This window comes from Arthrobacter sp. 001422645 (assembly GCF_059816125.1).
Map to the genome: position 1 here is coordinate 123410 of NZ_JCBANT010000001.1, position 17140 is coordinate 140549.

The window sequence follows — 17140 nt, forward strand, 5'->3', positions numbered from 1 at the left end:
CCGGTCCTGCTTTACTGCCGGTTTTGCTTTACTGCTCGGCGGCCGTGCCAAGGGTCACGTCGAGCTGCTTCTCCTCGCCGCCGCGGAGGACGGTGACCTTGACGGAGGCTCCGGCAGGCTGCTCGCGCACGGCGGCCGTCAGCTGGTTCGGATCGCTGATGGTGAGGTCCTGGAACTTCGTCACGACGTCGCCGACCTTGACGCCGGCCTTGTCCGCGGCGGAGCCGGGCTCAACGGTGGCGACCTCGGCCCCGACGCTGAAGCCGGACGCCGAAGTGCTGGCGGTCTTCTGCTTCACACTCACGCCGAACTGGCCGTGCGTGGCCTTGCCGGTGGTGATGATCTCCTGGGCGACCCGCTTGGCGTGGTTGATCGGGATGCTGAAACCGACACCGATGTTGCCGCTGCTCGACGTTTCGCCGCCGGCCGAGGCGATGGCGACATTCACGCCGATGATCTCACCCTTGGTGTTGACCAGGGCACCGCCGGAGTTGCCGGGGTTGATCGCGGCGTCCGTCTGGATCACGTTGATCGAGATGCTTCCCTGGTCAGCGGTGGTTTGGCCCTGCCCGCCGTCCGGCGGTGCGAACTGGAAGCCTTGGTCATCGCCCTGTGAGTTGTCCGCCCCTTCCTTGGGCGCGGCCGAGGAGGCAACGCTGATGGTGCGGTTCAGGGTGGACACGATGCCGTCGGTGACGGTCCCCGTGAGGCCGAGGGGCGAGCCGATCGCGACGGCGGTATCGCCGACGTTCAGCTTGCCGGAATCTCCCAGGACCGCCGGCACCAGTCCGGAGCCGTCCTTGATTTTCACTACCGCGAGGTCGGAGAGCGGATCAGTGCCCACAATCGTGGCGCTGTAGACCTTGCCATCACTCATGCGAACTTCGATGGTGGCGTTCGCGGCCGTGCCGTCCAGTGTGACGACGTGGGTGTTGGTGAGGACATGGCCTTCACCGTCGAGAATGATGCCGGAGCCCGTGCCGCCCTCGCTGCCGTTTGAGGCCTTGATGGTCACGACGCTGGGTGTCGCCTTCACCGCCGCCGCGGTGATGGCGTTTACTTCCTCCTGGTTGTTCACGATGACGGGTCCGGCGTGGCTGCTGTTGCTGGATCCGGTGGACGTGAAGGGCCGGTCGCCCATCAGCTGCGTGGTTCCTGCGACCACGCCGCCGCCGACGAGGCCAGCGGCAAGAATGCTGGCCACGAGCGTCGGGACACCGAAGGCGGCCTTGCGCTTCGGGGCGTGGGCCGGGTCGGAGGCGTACGGGGAACCGGACGGACCGCCAAAACTGCCGTGCTGTACCTGGTTGAAAGGGGGCTGGCCGTGCTGGAAGGTCCCCTGCTGGGTGCCGCCCGGGTGGGGCTGTCCAAAAGCGGAGTTGTTTGTTGCCTGGCCGTATCCCGGGGTGTGCTGCGGGTGCGGCTGGCCCGGCGTGCTGCCCTGGTGGGCGTACTCCTGCGGCGGGGCACCGAACTGCTGCGTCTCCGGCGTCGAGGGGCGGCCGTACGACGGCTGGTGCTGCGGGTAGACCGGCTGGGGCGGGTTGCCCGCGGCCCGGTCCAGCCGGAGGGTCGGATTTTCCGGGAGGCTGTCCTGGGAAGGATTGTCCTGGAACGAGTTGTCCTGGGGTGAGTCCGGCGCGGGGGCAGCCTGCGGGCGTCCGGATGCGCCCTCGTTCGGCGTGGCCGGCTCCCGGTTCTCTGGTGACGCGCCCTGCGCTGGGTTCTCAGTCATAAGACTTCCTTTCATCCGTGTCTTCATTAACTATGGACGATCTCACTGATACTAGAGCGCACGTTTGCTGAGAGGTTGCTGAACGTTAGGACACAGCGAAGTTCCGGCCTGTCCCGACCGTACTGTCACTGGTTGAGCGCTTTTCGCTGGTGGCATATTCCCGTTGGTGGACGGTCAATTGGGTGCACCATAGAATCAAATGGAATTGCCACAGCGACCTGCGGCTTTACATCTGCGTGGGGGCGCTGCTGCATTCTGTGACGACCGGTTCGGCCCGAACCGGTCGCAGAAGTGCTGAAGGGTTGCACATGCGGTCTACCTATAAACGTCTCCTCGCCGTCCTCGGCGTCGTCGGACTGCTGGCGCTTCCCGCCGCTCCGGCCCTCGCCGAGGATCCGGTGACTCTTGACCCCGTCACCAAGATTGTTGACTCCGCCGGCGTCCTCGGCGACCGGACGGGCGAGGTCGAGCAGGCCATCAAGCAACTCGGCGCCGACCACGCGATGACCTACCACGTGGTCTACGTGAAGAAATTCGAAAACCCCACCGACCGTTATGCCTGGGCTGCTGAAGTGGCGGACAAGGCAAGCCTCGGTGCCAACGCCATGCTCCTAACCGTCGCCACGGACACGCGGCAGTACCTGCTGAGCAAGCCCGCCAACAGCAAAATCACGGACGCCCAGCGCGACACCATCGTGAAAAGCGCGGTCGACCCGAACCTGCGCGACGGGGACTACGCCGGGGCCGCCATCGATAGCGCCGCAGCGATCGGTGACGCCGCCGGGGGCGGCAAGGGCACTGTCCCGTCTGAAGGTGGCGCTGGCAACGCCGTGCTCGTCGGAGTCGGAGTGGTCGCCGCCGGCGGCGCGGGAGCTTACCTCTACCTCCGCAACCGCCGGAAGAAGGCCGCCGCGGGCGCTGGCCACGGCCCGCAGGGCGCCGAGCTGGATCCGCTCGCAGGGCTCACGGTCGAGGAGTTGCGCCGCAAGAGCGGCTCCCTGCTGATCGAGGCCGACGACGCCATCAAGTCCAGCGAGCAGGAGCTGGGCTTCGCGCAGGCGCAGTACGGCGACGCCGCCGTCGGGAACTTCACGAAGGCCTTGGAGGACGCCAAGGGCCACATGTCCGAGTCTTTCAAGCTGCAGCAGCAGCTCGATGACCACATACCTGACACCGAAGAGCAGCAGCGGACCTGGCTCGGCGAGATCATCCGCCGTTCCGAGGCCGCGCTCGCCTCCCTTCAGGAGCAGAAGGCCGACTTCGATTCGCTCCGCGAGCTTGAGAAGAATGCTCCGAAGGCGCTTGCCGCGGTCAGTGCCGGCGCGAGCGAAGCGGAAGCCAAAATCGCCAGCGCCGAGCAGTCGCTCGACGACTTGCGGGCCAAGTACGCGGAAAGTGCGCTGGTGCAGGTGGGCGACAACATCAACCAGGCCAAGGAACGGCTCGCCTTCGTGCAGAACGCCTCCGTCACGGCCCAGGAGAAGCTCAGCGCCGGCGAAGGCAGCCTCGCCGCCGTCGCTGTCCGGGCTGCGGAAGAGAGCCTGCACCAGACCAACGTGCTGATCGGCGCCATCGCGAAGGTCGCCGGAACCCTTGACGAGGCTCGCAGCAGCCTTGAGTCCGCCGTCGTCGACACCGCCCAGGACCTGGCCCAGGCCAAGGCACTGGTCCAGTCCGGGGCGCACCCTGAGCTGACCGGACCGGTGGCCGCCGTGGAAGCCTCACTGGCGCGGGTCAAAGCTGAAATCCAGGGCGGGAAGATCGATCCGATCGCCACCTTGGAGCGCGTCGAGACGGCGCACCAGTCGCTGGATGCGGCCCTCTCCGGCATCCGGGACCAGCAGGATCAGGCCCGGCGTGCGCAGGCTTCGCTGCAGCAGAGCATCATGTCCGCACAGGCGCAGATCAGCGCCACTTCGGACTACATCACGGCCCGCCGCGGCGGCGTGGGCACCGAGGCCCGGACCCGGCTGGCTGAAGCCCAGCGGAACCTGGACTACGCGCTGTCCATCTCCCGCACCGATCCGGTCACCGCCCTGCAGTACGCCCAGCAGGCCCACGCGCTGGCGGCGCAGGCCGCGCAGCTGGCCCAGTCTGACGTAGACCACTTCGGCGGATATGCCAACCAGGGCTACGGGCGCGGCGGGATGTTCGGCGGCGGCGGAGGCGGCGGCCTGGGCGGTGCCATCCTTGGCGGCATCCTCATCAACTCCATCCTGCACGGCGGCTGGGGCGGGGACTTCGGCGGCGGCGGCGACTTCTAGCAAAGCCCCTGCCTGGCACGCGGGCCAAGCCCATTCAGACTAGGCGCCGGCGGGGACGCTCCCGCGGGCGGATGGAAGAAGTACATTTTCACTGTTCACCGAATTCAGTGGGAACCACTGAGCAGGACGAAAGGTATCACCATGAAGCAGTCCATTTTCGGCCGCATGGCGCAGCTGGCGAAGGCCAACATCAACTCGCTGCTGGACCAGGCGGAGGACCCGCAGAAGATGCTGGACCAGATGGTCCGGGACTACACCAACAACATCGCCGAGGCCGAGTCCGCAGTGGCGCAGACCATCGGCAACCTGCGCATGCTTCAGGACGACTACAACGAAGACGTCAAGAACGCCCAGGATTGGGGCCGCAAAGCCCTCGCCGCGTCCCGCAAGGCCGACGAGTACCGGTCCAAGGGTGACGTTACCGACGCGGAGAAGTTCGACAACCTTGCCAAAGTGGCCCTGCAGCGCCAGATGTCCGCGGAGAACGAGGCCAAGGCCGCCGAGCCGAGCATCGCCTCGCAAACCGAGGTGGTCGACAAGCTCAAGCACGGCCTGGACCAGATGAAGGGCAAGCTCAACGAGCTCACCAGCAAGCGCAACGAGCTGGTGGCACGGTCCAAGACCGCCGCGGCCCAGTCCCAGGTCCACGATGCCCTCAAGAGCATCGACTTCATGGATCCCACGTCCGAGGTGGGCCGCTTCGAAGAGAAGATCCGCCGCGAAGAAGCGAAGGTCCGCGGCCAGCAGGAACTTGCCGCGTCCAGCCTGGACGCACAGTTCAACTCGCTGGAGGACCTCGGCGAACAGACCGAGATCGAGGCACGGCTCGCCGCGCTGAAGTCCGGCGGCTCCCCCGCGGCCATTGGCGCCGGCGAGGGCCGGCCAGCCGGATCAACCGTCGACGAAGCCGACTTCGACAAGCTTTAGGCCATCCCCCGGCGCGTTTCCGCCGGACGTGAGGTGCCGGATCTGAAGAGGCCGGGCCCGGAACCGTCGACAGGCGGTGACGGGGCCCGGCCTCTGCCGTGCCTGCCACGTGTACCGTGGATCCATGTCTTCGGGAACCCAATCTTCGACCCTTGTCTGGCTTCGCGACGATCTTCGGCTGGATGACAACCCGGCCCTGAGCGAAGCGGCCTCGCTGGGACGGCCGCTGACCGTGGTTTATGTCCTCGACGAGTCCTCCCCCGGCGTGCGGCCACTTGGCGGCGCCACAAAATGGTGGCTGCACCATTCGCTGACGGACCTCGCCGCCGGGCTGGAGGCGGCGGGCTCACGCCTGCTCCTGCGCCGTGGACCGGCTGCGGGCATTATCCGGGACCTTGCCCGGGAAACGGGAGCCTCAACGCTGCTCTGGAACCGCCGCTACGGAGGTCCGGAACGCGAGGTGGACGCCGGCATCAAGTCCTGGGCCGCGGAAGAGGGCCTCACGGCTGCCAGCTTCCAGGCGAACCTGATGTTTGAGCCGTGGACCGTGCGCACCGGCGCAGGCGGGCCCTACAAGGTCTTCACGCCCTTCTGGCGGGCCTGCATGGATGCTCCGGAGCCCCGGGTCCCCTTGGACGCCCCGGACGGCCTCCCGGCCCCGGCTGTGGGCGCGGATGGCGGGCTCCCGGCCGGCGATGCCCTTGAGGGCTGGGGCCTGCTCCCCCGCCGGCCGGACTGGAGCGCCGGCCTTGCCGAAACCTGGCAGCCCGGGGAAGCCGGCGCCCGGGAGCGGTTGGAGGACTTCCTCGACGGCCCGGCAGAAAAATACGGCACCGGCCGGGACACCCCGGGGGTCGAGGGCACCAGCCGGCTCTCCGCGCATCTGCGGTTCGGCGAGATCAGCCCCTTCCGGATCTGGCATGCGCTGCGTGAACGCTACGGGCACGCGGCACCGGCCGACGTCGGGATCTTCCGCTCCGAACTCGGCTGGCGGGAGTTCTGCTGGCAGCTGCTCTACGAGAATCCGGAACTGGCCACCCGCAACTACCGTCCCGAGTTTGACCGCTTCGCCTGGCAGCCGCCTTCCGAGGCCGAACTGACAGCCTGGCAGCAGGGCCGGACCGGCTATCCCCTCGTGGACGCAGGTATGCGCCAGCTCTGGCAGACCGGTTGGATGCACAACAGGGTCCGCATGGCCGCCGCGAGCTTCCTGGTCAAGAACCTGCTGGCCGACTGGAGGCTTGGCGAGGCCTGGTTCTGGGACACGCTTGTGGACGCCGACGCCGCGAGCAACCCGGCGAACTGGCAGTGGGTGGCCGGATCCGGCGCCGACGCCTCGCCGTACTTCCGGATCTTCAACCCGGTCACCCAGAGCAAGAAGTTCGACGCCGCGGGCCGCTACCTGCGCGCATACCTCCCGGAGCTGTCCGGCCTGGACGACAAGGCGATCCACGAACCGTGGAAGGCGGACGGCGCGGCATCCGGCTATCCGGATCCGGTGGTCGGGCTGCCCGAGTCACGGGCCCGGGCGCTGGAGACCTACCAGCGGCTCAAAGACGGCTAACGGGCTGCGCCCGCCGGACAATGGCCGGGCAAGGCACCGAACCCGGGTTAGGGGACGGCGTCTGCCGGTGGCAGCAAGAAAGGCCCGGATCAACAGATCCGGGCCTTTCTTTTTCTTCTCCAGTTGCGGGGACAGGATTTGAACCTGTGACCTCTGGGTTATGAGCCCAGCGAGCTACCGAACTGCTCCACCCCGCGTCGCAAGATCAACTCTACCTGCCGGTGAACTTAGGGCCAAATCGAGGTGGCGTGATGTGCGTCTCCCGGCGCCGGGGTCCCTGGTCCTTCGCGGATTGGTAAGTGGGATGGCAAAGGTGAAGGCCGGGTTCCCGCTCCACTGGAGCGGGAACCCGGCCTTCGACCGTGACTCAGCTAGCCGTGCAGCCTAAGCCGTGCATCAGCTGCTCGGCGTCGGCGACGGGGTGGGCGCGGGAGTGGCCGCCGGAGCCGGAGCCGGCGTCGCCGCGATCTTGGCTTCGGCGTCGATGGCCCGCTGCAGTGCCGCGGAGAGCTTCTTCTGCTCCTCACCGTAGGCGGCGAAGTCGCCCTTCGCGAGGGCTTCCTGGCCGGCCCGGATGGCGGCGTTGGCGTCCGCCAGGGCCGCTTTCAGCTCCGCCTTGGCGTCGGTGCTGCCCGGAGCGGACGGGGTACCGCCCGGCGTCGTGGGCGAAGCGGGCGTCTTGCCGTTGTTGGCCGAGTCGCCGGCACTGGCCCCCGACTCACCGCCGAACAGCTGGTTCAGGGCCTCATCCAGGGTCGGGGCGAACCCGATCTTGTCACCAAACGCCACCAAGACTCGCTGCAGCGTCGGGTAGGACGTTTCGCCTGTTGAGCGCAGGTAGACAGGCTGGACGTACGCCATGCCGCCACCGACCGGCAGGGTCAGCAGGTTGCCGTTGAGCACCGCCGATGCACCCTGGCGCAGCAGGTTCAGCGCCTGGGAAACGGTGGGGTCGGAGTTGAATTTGTTCTGCGCCTGGCCGGGGCCGGGGACATTGGTCTCCGGCGGGATCTGCAGGAGCCTAAGCTGCCCGTAGCTCTCCGCCTTGACGCCCTTCTCTTTGCCTGCATCGGAGTCCGCGGCCAGGAAGCCGTAGAGCACGTTGCGGGCGTTGCCGTTGACCACCTGCGGAATGAAGGACGATGTCAGCTGGAAAGCCGGCTTGTCCTGGTCAGGCATCTTCAGGGACATGTAGTACGGGGGCTGCTTGACGTCGCCCTGGACGGTCGGATCGTTCGGGACGCTCCAGGCATCATTGTTGGTGTAGAAGTTGTCCGGCTGGGTGACGTGGTAGCGGCCCAAGAGTTCCCGCTGGACCTTGAACAGGTCCTCCGGGTAGCGGACGTGGCTCATGAGCGCTCCGGACATTTCCGAGAACGGCTTCAGGGAGGACGGGAAGATGTTCTGCCACGCCTTCAGCACCGGGTCCTGGTCGTCCCAGGCATAGAGTGTGACTTTTCCGTCGTAGGCGTCCACAGTGGCTTTGACCGAGTTGCGGATGTAGTTGACGGAGGTGTTCGGCAGCGAAGCCGTGCGGCCCGCGGTTGTCTGCGAGTCAGCGGTGGCTTCGGAAAGCTGCTCCTGCTGGGAGTACGGGTAGTACGAGCTGGTGGTGTAGCCGTCCACGATCCACTTCACGCGGCCGTCAACGACGGCCGGGTAGGCGTTGCCGTCCACGGTCAGGTAGGGGGCGACCTTTTCGACGCGTTCGCGGGGATTGCGGTCGTAGAGGATCTGGGATTCGGCGTTCACGCCGTCAGAGAGCAGCATGTCCGAGGACTGGAACTTGATGGCGTAAAGGACCTTGTTGAAGAAGTTGCCGACGTTAGGGCCGCCGTCGCCGGTGAAGGTGTACTGCGTTTCGCCGCCGCCTTCCTTGGCAGCCGGCCGGTCCTGCTCGCGGTTCGGGGCGCCGTCGGGGGCGCCGACAATCGAGTAGTCCGGCGAGTTTTCACCGAAGTAGACCCGGGGCTGGTAGCTCGAGTCATCACCCAGCACACCGGTGGACGGGATTCCGGCCTGCAGGAACTCGGGCTTGCCGTCGACGGTGAACTTGTTGCCCTTGGCCGCGACGACGCCATAACCGTGCGTGTAGACAACGTGGCGGTTCAGCCAGGACTGCTGGTTGGCGCTGAGCCCGTCCGGGTTGAGCTCGCGCACCGCAATGACGGTGTCCTGGATCTTCCCGTCAATCTCGTAGCGGTCCACGTTCAGGGCGCTGGGGAACTGGTAGTAGGGGCGGTACTGCTCCAGCTGGGAGAACGCGTCCGAGATCAGGTTGGGGTCCAGCAGCCGGATGTTGGCCGTCGTCTGCGCGTCGGGGGCCAGGGCGCCCGTGGTGGCGTTGGTGGTGGCGTTGTACACCGTCTCCTGGATCTTATCCAGGCCGTAGGCCGACCGGGTCATGTTGATATTGCGCTCGATGAACTGCTTCTCGAGCGTCTGCTCCGAGGGCCGGACCTGGAACTGCTGGATAACCCAGGGGTAAACGCCGCCGGCCAGGATCGAGGTGATAACGAGCATGGCGGTGCCGATGACGGGCAGCCGCCACTTGCCGATCACGGCAGCGACGATGAACAGCACGGCGACGAGGACTGCGGCGACGGCCAGGATGGATTTGGTGGGGATGACCGCGTTGACGTCCGTGTACAGGGCGCCGGCCCAGCGGCCGCCGCTGTTCTGCACCGAGGCGTAGCGGTCCAGCCAGAAGTTGGCGCCCAGCAGGAGCAGGAAAGCCGCACCGCACACGGCAAGATGGATCTGCGCCGCACGGCTGGTGAAGATGCCGCGTTCCATGATCCTGATACTGCCGTAAAGGTAGTGCGTCAGGATGCCCGCGATGCCGGCGATGATCGTGACGCTGATCAGGAAGCCGGTGACGAAGCCCAGGAACGGCAGGGTCATCAGGTAGAAGCTGATGTCGAGCCCGAACAGCGGATCGTTCTGACCGAAGGGTTCCTGGTTGAAGAACAGGAGCACCTTCTGCCATTGGCTGGCCGCGGCGCTTCCGGCGAACAGGCCGAAGAGGATGGGCAGGCCGATCATGACGACGCGGCGGACCGGTTCAAGCTGGACCTGGTAGCGGTTCAGGTTGTCGCGGATGTCCGAGTCCGGCGCGTACACAGGGCGTGCGTGGTAAGCGATCCGGATGGCGAAGAAGACCGCCGCGAACATCAGGGCGAACCCGGCCAGGAAAATGACGATCCGTGCCAGGTTCTCGGTCAGGAAGACTTCGAAGAAGCCCAGCTGCTGGTACCAGAGGACGTCCGTCCAGACATTGGCGAAGAAGATGAAGCCGACCACAATCAAGGCCACGACAATCAACGTCGGCGTCAGTGCGCTTCGTCGTTGCGGGGGTCTTCCGGGCGGGACAGTGCTGGCGGGACGGGACAAACTCGGTACCTCATAGCTGGTCGTCAGTTACTGGTTTTTAGTTGTATATGCGGTGCTTCGATGCCGTAGCCCAAGGACCCCGCATCGAAGCAGCCGCCGGCACCTGCCGCCAGGGCGGCGAAGCCGTCATATGTGCCACGTATGGCAGCGGATCTTAGTTCCGCGGCCAGTCTAGTTGCTGGAGCAAACCGGAAGTCCCGATGTGTCGGCCCCTGACGCGGCCAGTTCTACTGCTTTCCGAGCTTCGGCAAGGTTCTCGACCCGAACCACCTGCAGTCCGTCCGGGATATTCCCGACCACTTCGTCGCAGTTTGCGGCCGGGGCAAGGAACAGGGTGGCTCCTCCGGACCGCGCTCCGTGCATCTTCTGGCTGATGCCGCCGATCGGGCCCACGGCTCCGTCGGGGGTGATGGTTCCGGTTCCCGCGATATGCTCGCCGCCGGTCAGATCGCCGGATGTCACGGTGTCCACGATGCCCAGGGCGAACATCATTCCCGCGCTGGGCCCGCCGACTTTTTCGAGAGAGATCTTGACGTCGAAGGGGAACTTGAACTTGTACTGCAGGAGGACTCCGAGGATGAACCGTCCGGCCGGATTCTTCGACGGCGTGATGCTCGCCGTCACATTTTTGCCGGCACGCTCGACGACGACATCCACCGGGGCGCCGTTTCCGGCCGCCAGCTCAGCCTGGACGACGCTCAGCGCTGACGCCGGCTTGCCGTTGACGGACACCAACACGTCGTCTTCCTGAAGTTTCCCGGCAGAGGCGGAACCCTCCGGGATACCCGCGACCTGCATTTTCTGCTCAAACGCGATGCCCAGTTCCTTGAGGGCAGACGCCACGGCGTTCTCCTGCGAGGTGGTCATCGCGACGGCGCTTTCCTGCTGGGACTGTTCCTTCGTCACACCCGTGGGGAAAACGAGTTCCTCCGGATAAACGGCCTTGGCGCCGTTGAGCCAGGCCGTGAACGCCTCAAAGACCGTCACCGGACCGTTGGGGCCGCCGTCGACATAGACGGTGGTGAGGTCCAGGTTGCCCTCCGCCGGAAACGACTCATGGCCGGTGACACTGATCACCGGCTTGCCGTTATCCGTGCCCAGGGTATTAAAGGTCGGGCCGGGTGATTCCACGACGTACGGGACAGGCAGGGTCAACGCGGTGACACCAAGCACCAGTGCGAGCAGCCCCGACACAAACATGGCGGATGAGCGCTTGTCCCGCTTCCCACCGGAACGTGGTCCGGCGAGGCGGGCCCGTCGGCCCGGCGACCGGCCGGCTGCGGGGTCGCTGGCGGGCTGTTCGCCCTGCGTAATCGTCAATGAAGGACCTCTCCGTGCCGGCGCCCGGGGACCCTGCGGACCCACTGGTCAGCGCACCGCCTCCGCCGCTTTCGCCGCGGCTGCCGCCTGCAAATATTCCAATCTCTAACACTACGCGCTCCCCTCCCCGCCGGGCTCTTTGCCGACAGCGAACGTGGCCGGGTTTCAGCAGACAGCCCGCTGGCAGCGGGGTACCGTGAACGTGAGAAGCAGCCACACCGACGATCGGCGGGATCATGACCTCCAACCCACTTAATCCGTCCAATGGCGACGAGGAACCCAAGGATCCGCTGGCGGAAATATTGAAGAACCTGATGGGCGGCCAGGGTATGGGAAACATTGACCCTGCGGAACTGGCGAAGGCCGCGGGGCTTCCGGATGACCCGAACCTCCTCGCCCAGATGTTCTCCCAGGTGCAGGCCATGATGAGCGCCCCTTCAGAGGGTCCCGTCAACTGGCAGCTGGCGCACGAGAACGCCCGGCGCGTGGCCGCGAGCGGCTCGGACCCGTCCGTCACGGCGCAGCAGTCCCGCGAAGTGGATGAGGCCCTCAGGCTCGCCGAACTGTGGCTTGACCAGGTCACTGGCCTGCCGGCCACCGGTCTGATCGGCCGGGCCTGGTCCCGGGCCGAGTGGGTTGAAGAAACGCTCGGCACCTGGAAGCGCCTGACCGAGCCCGTGGCCAACAGCATCGCCAATGCGCTGTCCGCCGCCATGACCGAGCAGATGCCCGAAGAGATGAAGTCCATGATGGGCGGAGCCTCGTCGATGCTGCAGAACATGGGAGGCGCGATCTTCGGCATGCAGCTGGGCCAGGCCATCGGCGCGTTGTCGGCAGAGGTGGTCAGTTCCACCGATATCGGCGTCCCGCTCGCCGACCTCGAAATGGCGCTGCTGCCCTCCAACGTGGCCAAGTTCGGCGAAGGCCTCAGCCTGCCGGAGAACGACATCCGGCTGTTCCTGGCCGTCCGGGAAGCAGCGCACGCCCGGCTGTTCGTCCAGGTTCCCTGGCTGCGGGGGCACCTCCTCGGCGCGATCGAAGCGTATGCCCGCGGCATCCATATCGACACGTCGAAGATCGAGGAGCTCGCCCGCGAACTGGATCCGAGCAACCCTGAGGGCATCCAGGAGGCCTTGTCGCAGGGTGTCTTCATGCCGCAGCGCACGCCCGCCCAGGATCAGGCGCTTGAGAAGCTTGAAACCGCTCTGGCACTTGTGGAGGGCTGGGTCGATGAACTGAGCTGGGCCGCCACCGAAAAGATGCTGCCCTCGGCTGCGGCCCTGCGCGAGACGGTGCGCCGCCGCCGCGCCACCGGCGGACCGGCCGAACACGCCTTCTCCTCCCTTGTGGGACTGGAGCTGCGGCCGCGGCGGCTGCGGGAGGCCGCCGCCCTGTGGGCCTCACTCAAGGACGAACGCGGAGTTGATGGCCGCGACGCTATCTGGCAGCACCCTGATCTGCTGCCGACCGCCGAAGATCTGGAAGACCCGAAGGGGTTCAGCGAACGCCGGAAACTGGCCGAGGCCAGCGACTCCGAAGTTGACGATGCGCTGCAGAAGCTGCTGAGTGGCGGATTCGACATGCCGGAGGATGCGGAGACTGCCGGGGACGACACCGCGGAGCCTGGCGAAAAACACCAGGCTGAACAAGCGGAACACGACGAACAAGACGGCGAACCGGGAACGGATGACGCTTCCGGCGAGGGCGAAGGCCCGAAGCCCTAGCTGTTGAGCAGGAAAAGCCCCGGCCGGAACGTCAGTTCCAGCCGGGGCTTTCGCTGTCCACGTCGACGTCGTCGTCGCCCGCCGGCGTGAGGCCGCGGGACGTGGCGAAGGAAACCCCTTCGAGGAAGGCCTTGGCCCGGGCCGTGTCCGGGTAGGCCTCGAGCAGCCGCCAGAACGCGGCGTTGTGCCCGGCCACCAGCAGGTGTGCCAGCTCGTGGAGGAGCACATAGTCGATGACCCATTGCGGCATGGGCTGAAGCTTGTCGGACAGCCTGATGGTGCCGTCCGACGGCGTCGCGGACCCCCAGCGAGAGTTCTGGTTGCCCACCCAGCGGACCGAGGACGGCACGGCGCGGCCGCCGAAGTACTTGGCGGAGAGCTCGGCGGCGTGTGCCGCCAGATCGGCGTCGTTGCGCGGCCGGCGCCGTCCCGCGCCGCGGGTCCCCCGCTCCCCCTGGAGCCGAAGCTTCTCAAGCATCCGGTGCACCCATTCCCGTTCCTGGGCGCGGCTGAAGGACGCCGGAATGGCGACCACGGCCGTGCCGTTCTCCCAGAACGCAGCCACCGTCCGCCGGCGGCGGGCGGAGCGGCGGACTTCCACGGGGGCGCCGTCGGCGGTGGTCAGCGGCGTGTCCGCGGTGGTGGCGGAACGGGTGGTGCTGCCGCCGGCCATCAGAGCGTGGTGCTTTCGGCCAGGACTGCCAGGACTGCTTCGCCGTATTTCTCCAGCTTGGACGGTCCCACACCCGGCAGTTTGGCGAGTTGTTCGAGGGAGTCGGGCCGGGCTTCGGCAATGGCGGTCAGCGTGGCGTCGGTGAAGACCACAAAGGCGGGGACGTCGGCGTCGAGCGCTGCGTCCTTGCGCCATTGCCGGAGCGCGTCGAAGGTCTGCTCCTCGTAGCTGGGCGGGCACTGGTTGCAGCGGCCCACCTTGCGTTCGGCGCCGGAGGAGAGCATGGTGCCGCAGACCCGGCAGGTTGCCGGTACCGCGGCCTTGCGGCGAGGCGCCGGTCCCTTGCCGCGGGCCGAGGAGCTGGCCACCGAATCTGGGCGCAGCCCGTCCAGGAAACGCGAGGGCTTCCTGTTGGCGCGCCCGCCCGGGGTGCGCGCGGTGGACCAGGACAGGAAAAGGTGCTCCCTGGCCCGGGTAATCCCGACGTACAACAGGCGGCGTTCCTCATCGACTGACTCCGGGCTGTCTGCAAAGGAGATCGGCATGAGGCCCTCGCTGAGCCCCACGAGGAACACGGCATCCCATTCGAGGCCCTTGGCGGCGTGCAGCGATGCGAGGGTGACGCCCTGGACGGTCGGGGCGTGCTGCGCGAGGGAGCGTTCCTGGAGCTCGTTGACGAAGTCCGAGAGGCTGAACTGCCCGCCGCGGCTAATCACGAGTTCGTCGGCCAGCGCGACGAGGGCCGCGAGGGATTCCCAGCGTTCCCGGAGGGCTCCGCCGCTGTGCGGGGCGGCGTCCGTGTAGCCGAGCGAGGCGACGATGTCGCGGACCAGCTGGCCCAGCGGCTCGGGGCTGGAGGTTTCGGCGACGGCCCGGGTGGCGGCCCGCAGCTGCAGGATGGCGTCGCGGACTTCCTTTCGGGCAAAGAACCGTTCCCCGCCGCGCAGCTGGTACCCGATCCCCGCAGAGGCCAGCGCTTGTTCGTAGGCTTCGGACTGGCCGTTGGTGCGGAACAGCACGGCGATCTGGCTGGCCGGGGTGCCGGCGTCGAGGAGCTCACGCACCTTGACCGCCACGGTGGCGGCTTCGGCCTCGTCGTCGGAGCATTCGGTGAACTGCGGCACCGGGCCGGTCGGGCGCTGCGCCACGAGCTGCAGGGGTGTGGCCCAGGCGGCGTCGGCGACCGGGCCCCCGCTGCGCCGGCCGGCCAGCAGCTCGTTGGCCAGCCTCACCACCTGCGGCGTGGAGCGGTAGTCGCGGATCAGCTTCACCACGGTGGCTTCGGGGTACTGGGCTTTGAAGCCGAGCAGGTGCTTCGGCGAGGCACCGGTGAAGGAGTAAATGGTCTGGCTGGCGTCGCCGACGACGCAGAGCTCGTCGCGGCCGCCGAGCCACAGTTCCAGCAGCCGCTGCTGGAGCGGCGAAACGTCCTGGTACTCATCGACGACGAAGTGGCGGTACTGCTCGCGGACGGTGGCGGCGACCTTCGGGTCCTCCTGCAGGATACCCACGGTGATCAGCAGCACGTCCTCGAAGTCGATGACGTTCCGGTCGGTCTTGACGTCCTCGTAGGACTGGAACACCCGGGCGACGGCGGTCAGGTCGAAGCCGCCCGGGGTGCCGCGGCCCTGGGCCTTTTCCAGGTAGTTGGCGGGCGTCAGCATGGAAACCTTGGCCCATTCGATTTCGGACGCCAGATCCCGGATCGAGGCGCGGTCCGTGCTCAGGCGCAGGCGCCGGGCAGCTTCGGCGATCATCTGTGCCTTGTGGTCCAGGAGGTTGGGCAGGACTCCCCCGACGGCCTGGGGCCAGAAGAACTGGAGCTGACGCAGTGCGGCGGCGTGGAACGTGCGCGCCTGGACATTGCCGACGCCGAGGTCGCGGAGCCGGCTGCGCATTTCGGCCGCGGCCCGTGCGGTGAACGTGACGGCCAGGAGCCGTTGCGGGCTGTAGACACCGGAGTGCACCCCGTAGGCGATCCGGTGCGTGATGGCCCGTGTCTTGCCAGTGCCGGCGCCGGCAAGGACGCACATGGGTCCCTGCAGGGTGCTGGCAACTTCGCGCTGTTCGGCGTCGAGGCCGCCGAGGATGCGCTCTTCGAGGGAGCGGTTGTCCGGAGCCAAGGGCTCCGTGTCCGGCACACCCCCGCCGGAGGTGCCGGGCGGGAAATCGCTGGACTGGAAGATATCTGTGTTCACTGTTGCTGCTCAGCCGTTCGAGGGTTTCCGGTGGAGGCGCCGCGGTGGTGGACCCGGGGGCCGGAGGTGCCGTTGTCTGGTGTCACGATCGCTTCACGGGTTGTCCGGGCGGTCGTGGATGACGCCGCCGTACCAGTGCTCAATCAGGGACCGCGCAATAGACAGTCTGCTGGAGATGACGATTTCGCCGCTGAGCACCGCCTCCTGCAGTTCGCTCCGGCTGAACCAGCGTGCCCGGGTGACTTCGACGCCGTCGGGCGTGGCATCGGTGTCCGCGGTGGTGGCCGTGAAGCCGAGCATCAGGGAGGCCGGAAAGGGCCACGACTGGGAACCGAGGTACTGGCAGGCGGTGACGCGCACGCCGACTTCCTCGCCGATTTCCCGGACCACGGCTTGTTCCAGCGACTCCCCCGGTTCGACGAAGCCGGCGAGGGTGGAATAATTCCGGGCGTCGAGCGGGCCGCCGCCGCCGAGCAACAGCCGGCCGTCGGCACCGACGACCGTGACAATGATGGCGGGATCGGTGCGGGGGTAATGCTCGGAGCCGTCCGAGGGGCAGCGGCGGACCCATCCTCCGGCCTCCGGCACGGTGGCTGTCCCGCAGCGCGGACAGTGGGTGTGGGTGGCGTGCCAGTTGGCGATGGCGCTGGCTTCAACAAAGATGGCGGTATCCGTGGGGTTCAGCGTGGCAGCGACATCACGGAAGCCCGCCCACTGCGCGCCATCGGGGATGCCGGCGATGTGGGCTTCGAATTCCTCGGCTTGGACCTCGAACTGCTGCGGCAGAAGGAACAGGACCAGTTCGGTGCCCGCCGCCAGGTCCGAGCCGGGCATGGCTGAGCCCAGGTAGATCAGCTGTTCCGGTGCATAGGGAGTGTCCTGCAGGTGCCGGGCCAGTTCGGCGGCGTCCAGCAGGACCAGGCTGCTGCCGTTGATCAGGGCCTGGCGGCCGGACAGCACCATGGCCCGCGCGGCGCCCGAGTGCAGGAGCTCCTCGAGCATCCCGGGCCTGAGACGGGCGGAGGAGCCGCGGTCAATCAGCGCCGGGCGCACCGGAAGGACCGTGTCCAGGAGATGGTTGGCGGCCGGGCCTGCGGCCGGGGAGACTGACGTGCCCGACGGGGCCTGACTGTTGGGTGCCGGTGACTCCGCAAGACTCATGTACCCACCGTACTGACTCGCGCTGACAAATGACATTTTTCCCCGGCGTATGTGGGCATCCGCACGCGCGCGGGCACCCTCGTCCCGGGCCCCTGCGGCGGGCACCGCCCGGGGCGCAATTTATTCCCGATCTTTCAGACTCGCCGTGGTGCATCGCAGTCTTGGGCGCCGCTCAATCTAC

Annotated in this window: 10 protein-coding genes and 1 tRNA gene; 4 read left to right on the forward strand and 7 right to left on the reverse strand. The window is 67.2% G+C overall.

From position 1 onward, the window contains the following. Nucleotides 1–28 precede the first annotated feature (28 nt). Nucleotides 29–1735, reverse strand: a complete 1707-nt coding sequence (locus AC6EUH_RS00565) for a S1C family serine protease (protein WP_499737517.1) — start codon at nt 1733–1735, stop codon at nt 29–31. Nucleotides 1736–2043: 308 nt separating this feature from the next. On the opposite strand from AC6EUH_RS00565, the gene AC6EUH_RS00570 reads away from it, so the two are divergent. From AC6EUH_RS00570 to AC6EUH_RS00580, 3 genes are all read left to right on the forward strand, one after another. After that, nucleotides 2044–3999 (forward strand): TPM domain-containing protein, encoded by a 1956-nt coding sequence (locus AC6EUH_RS00570; protein ID WP_499737518.1) that lies wholly within the window; start codon nt 2044–2046, stop codon nt 3997–3999. Between the two features lie 141 nt (nt 4000–4140). Continuing rightward, nucleotides 4141–4926, forward strand: coding sequence for a PspA/IM30 family protein (locus AC6EUH_RS00575; protein WP_056425754.1), 786 nt, complete (start codon nt 4141–4143; stop codon nt 4924–4926). Between the two features lie 124 nt (nt 4927–5050). After that, a complete protein-coding gene (locus AC6EUH_RS00580) occupies nt 5051–6490 on the forward strand; it encodes a cryptochrome/photolyase family protein (protein WP_499737519.1) in 1440 nt (479 codons plus the stop codon). 123 nt (nt 6491–6613) lie between these two features. Here AC6EUH_RS00580 and AC6EUH_RS00585 read toward each other — a convergent pair. The 3 genes from AC6EUH_RS00585 to AC6EUH_RS00595 all read right to left on the reverse strand — a co-directional run bounded on the left by AC6EUH_RS00585 (nt 6614) and on the right by AC6EUH_RS00595 (nt 11203). Further along, nucleotides 6614–6687 (reverse strand) — tRNA-Met (locus AC6EUH_RS00585). A gap of 199 nt (nt 6688–6886) precedes the next feature. Then, nucleotides 6887–9883, reverse strand: a complete 2997-nt coding sequence (locus AC6EUH_RS00590) for a UPF0182 family membrane protein (protein WP_499737520.1) — start codon at nt 9881–9883, stop codon at nt 6887–6889. Nucleotides 9884–10054: 171 nt separating this feature from the next. Next, nucleotides 10055–11203, reverse strand: a complete 1149-nt coding sequence (locus tag AC6EUH_RS00595) for a YlbL family protein (protein ID WP_499737521.1) — start codon at nt 11201–11203, stop codon at nt 10055–10057. A gap of 236 nt (nt 11204–11439) precedes the next feature. On the opposite strand from AC6EUH_RS00595, the gene AC6EUH_RS00600 reads away from it, so the two are divergent. Further along, a complete protein-coding gene (locus AC6EUH_RS00600) occupies nt 11440–12927 on the forward strand; it encodes a zinc-dependent metalloprotease (protein WP_499737522.1) in 1488 nt (495 codons plus the stop codon). A 31-nt stretch (nt 12928–12958) separates the two neighbouring features. Here AC6EUH_RS00600 and AC6EUH_RS00605 read toward each other — a convergent pair whose 3' ends face one another. From AC6EUH_RS00605 to nudC, 3 genes are all read right to left on the reverse strand, one after another. After that, a complete protein-coding gene (locus AC6EUH_RS00605; RefSeq protein ID WP_499737523.1) occupies nt 12959–13600 on the reverse strand; it encodes a M48 metallopeptidase family protein in 642 nt (213 codons plus the stop codon). Beyond that, complete coding sequence (locus AC6EUH_RS00610; protein WP_326951830.1) at nt 13600–15741, reverse strand: ATP-dependent DNA helicase UvrD2; 2142 nt, start codon at nt 15739–15741, stop codon at nt 13600–13602. Before AC6EUH_RS00610 ends, AC6EUH_RS00605 begins: the two co-directional genes overlap by 1 nt. A gap of 150 nt (nt 15742–15891) precedes the next feature. Further along, nucleotides 15892–16959, reverse strand: coding sequence for an NAD(+) diphosphatase (gene nudC / locus AC6EUH_RS00615; protein ID WP_056425737.1), 1068 nt, complete (start codon nt 16957–16959; stop codon nt 15892–15894). Between the last annotated feature and the right edge of the window lie 181 nt (nt 16960–17140).